This is a genomic window from Photorhabdus kayaii (assembly GCF_025384895.1).
Lineage (GTDB): Bacteria > Pseudomonadota > Gammaproteobacteria > Enterobacterales > Enterobacteriaceae > Photorhabdus > Photorhabdus kayaii.
Window position 1 is genome coordinate 1 of the sequence record NZ_JAJAFZ010000150.1, and the last position, 2,683, is coordinate 2,683.

Genomic DNA, 2,683 nt, shown 5'->3' on the forward strand with positions numbered 1-2,683 from the left:
AATCAAAAAATAGTTAGATAAAAACCCTATTTCCTATAAATTCATCAAGGTATTATTTAATACATATCATTAAGAGATGTTATTTATAAATTATTTCCACTAAAATACTATTAATACAATGAGCCAATTCCTAAAAGTATTCATATTCTACGAAGATGACTTTAATAAGACGAATCCAATTTACACACAGAAAGTACTAGCAAGTTTATTGGCTGCATCAAAAATGTCGCTTTTTTATATCCATAGACAGGAAACCATTTCCATCTTAATCATCTTGTACATTTATAGTGAGTTAACTATCATGATGATTTGAGACCTGCCATTGAGATTTAAGGAAATCTCAATGGCAGGTAGCACTTTCCACACATCGGATGAGTGTTTTTCAGGTTTATCATCCATAATGAGAAATGAAAATGAATTCCATCTTATTATTCAGAGGGTATTTCGATGAGCACTGCCGTTACCAGTAAAAAAACAAAAAAGACTAAGATTACGGCGAATAATGCTGTTGCTAATGGGCAAGTACAGTCATTAAGTCGCGGATTGACTCTTTTGGAATATATTTCCGAGTCACCCGGTGGTATCGCCCTGACTGATTTAGCCCAACAAGCCGGATTACCAAATTCCACCACTCACCGCCTTTTGACCACTTTGCAACAACACGGTTTTATCCGTCAGATTGGCGATTTAGGATTATGGGTTATCGGTTCTCACACTTTTATTATCGGCAGTAGTTTCTTACAGAGCCGAAATTTATTGGCACTCATTCACCCGATCCTCCGCCGTTTGATGGAGGATTCCGGTGAAACCGTGAATTTAGCTATTCTTGATCACAGTGAATATGAAGCGGTTATTGTCGATCAGGTACAGTGTAATGCATTGATGAGAATGTCCGCCCCTATCGGGGGTAAATTGCCTATGCATGCTTCCGGGGCTGGTAAAGCATTCCTTTCAACATTATCAGATAACCAACTGGTTCAATTACTGCATAAGAAAGGGCTTCATTCTTACACACAACACACCAAGACAACCCCTTCGAATTTAAAAGAAAATCTGGAGCAAGCACGTAAACAAGGATATTCGTTCGATGATGAAGAACATGCTTTAGGTCTGCGCTGTATTGCTGCCTGTATTTATGATGAACATCACCAAGCCTTTGCAGCTATTTCCATTTCCGGCCCAGTCTCACGCATCACCGATGATCGTATCACTGAACTTGGTGCTTTGGTGATCCGGGCAGCAAAAGAGATCAGTAAAGAATATGGCGGGATTCGTTAATTCTTTTTCTTAAATTATCATATGATTCTCAGGGCATTGATTTTTTCGTGCCCTGTCTTTTCAAACTAATAAATTCAACTTAATTTATCATGCCGCTAAAAATATTAACGGCAATATAATAGAATAGCATAGCAACGAAATTATTTGACTAATTTAGAAATAATATCAATGTGAAATGAGATAAAGAATCCAAAAATAATTATATTCCCGGACTCTTATATATAGAAGAATTAGTTAATGGAACACTAATCGATGAGTATCATCCTGATTAAATCGCTTTTGATAAATTCCAAGTACCTGTTCCGTTACCTCGATTAGAAAGACGTGAAGTATATACATTATATAATGCACCAGTAGCAGTAGCATTGAAACAAGTATCAAGAAATCCTCCACGTACGCTATTATAACCATTCAGAAAACGGATAACATCACTTTCACGAACTTTACCATCATATCCACTGGTTGTATCTGAAAAAATGTACCATGTCAGGGTCTCAATCGGACGTGCGACTTTATCCGCTGTATAAATATTATAAAGTTCAGGTGATGGCGCATAACCATTAGTACCGAGATATCCCCCATTATTGTGGTAAAGATTGAAAAGAAACACGATATCACCACTGTAAATCTCTTCCCCTACGCCTTTTCCGCTCGCAGACAAAATTTGCCATGTACTCGTACCGGTACCCGGAGCACGAGTCAGCGAAGTAGCCGTGTATACGTTATATTTCGCGCCTTGCGCGGTTGCATAACCATTAGTATCCAGATAACCACCATTTCCCAGATAGTTATTTTTAATATGGATTTTATCACCGTATAAAATTACACTAGCCATTATTATATCCTTAAATACTTTCGCAAAGTTATATACCCGTTATCTTTCAAGTTGCCTCTTTGTTGGCTGCACTCACTCACCCCGGTCACATAATTATCTATGCTCCCGGGGATTCGTTCCCTTGCCGTCGCGATGCATCTTGAAATCCATAGGGTATATGTGTGTTATATGAGAATTTTCATGTAGTTAATTACGAGTCAAAAATATCAATTCTTTTTACAACCGCTAGCCGTGGCTAAAAATCCTTGATTCCCAAACTCTATAAAATTATAGAACCTCCACAAATAAGTGGATCTATTTTTATTTCTTAAAGAAATCATTAAATATATACTTTTAACTCACATTCCAATTATTCCTTCCTAATAAGAAATACATTTCATATAGAATCCCAGGTTTATTTTTATTGAAAATATTCACATCCCACACAATAAAAACAAATAGGGATTAATTTATATTTAATTTAGAGAAATAATTTAATGAGGATAATAATATTAACTATTGGTGAAAATGGCGGTTACTGACAGCAATCGCCAATTCCCAATAAAATCAGGCTGAAACGTTGACAATAGA

2 protein-coding genes are annotated in these 2,683 nt (G+C 36.4%); one reads left to right on the plus strand and one right to left on the minus strand.

The window, feature by feature from the left end; all coding sequences use genetic code 11:
• Window positions 1-447: 447 nt before the first annotated feature.
• Window positions 448-1,278, plus strand: a complete 831-nt coding sequence (iclR, locus tag LGZ98_RS23365; RefSeq protein WP_228903203.1) for a glyoxylate bypass operon transcriptional repressor IclR — start codon at window positions 448-450, stop codon at window positions 1,276-1,278.
• Window positions 1,279-1,546: 268 nt separating this feature from the next.
• On the opposite strand, the gene LGZ98_RS23370 is transcribed toward iclR, so the two are convergent.
• On the minus strand, window positions 1,547-2,113 hold the full coding sequence (locus LGZ98_RS23370) for a hypothetical protein (protein WP_262978686.1): 567 nt from the start codon (window positions 2,111-2,113) through the stop codon (window positions 1,547-1,549).
• Window positions 2,114-2,683 lie beyond the last annotated feature (570 nt).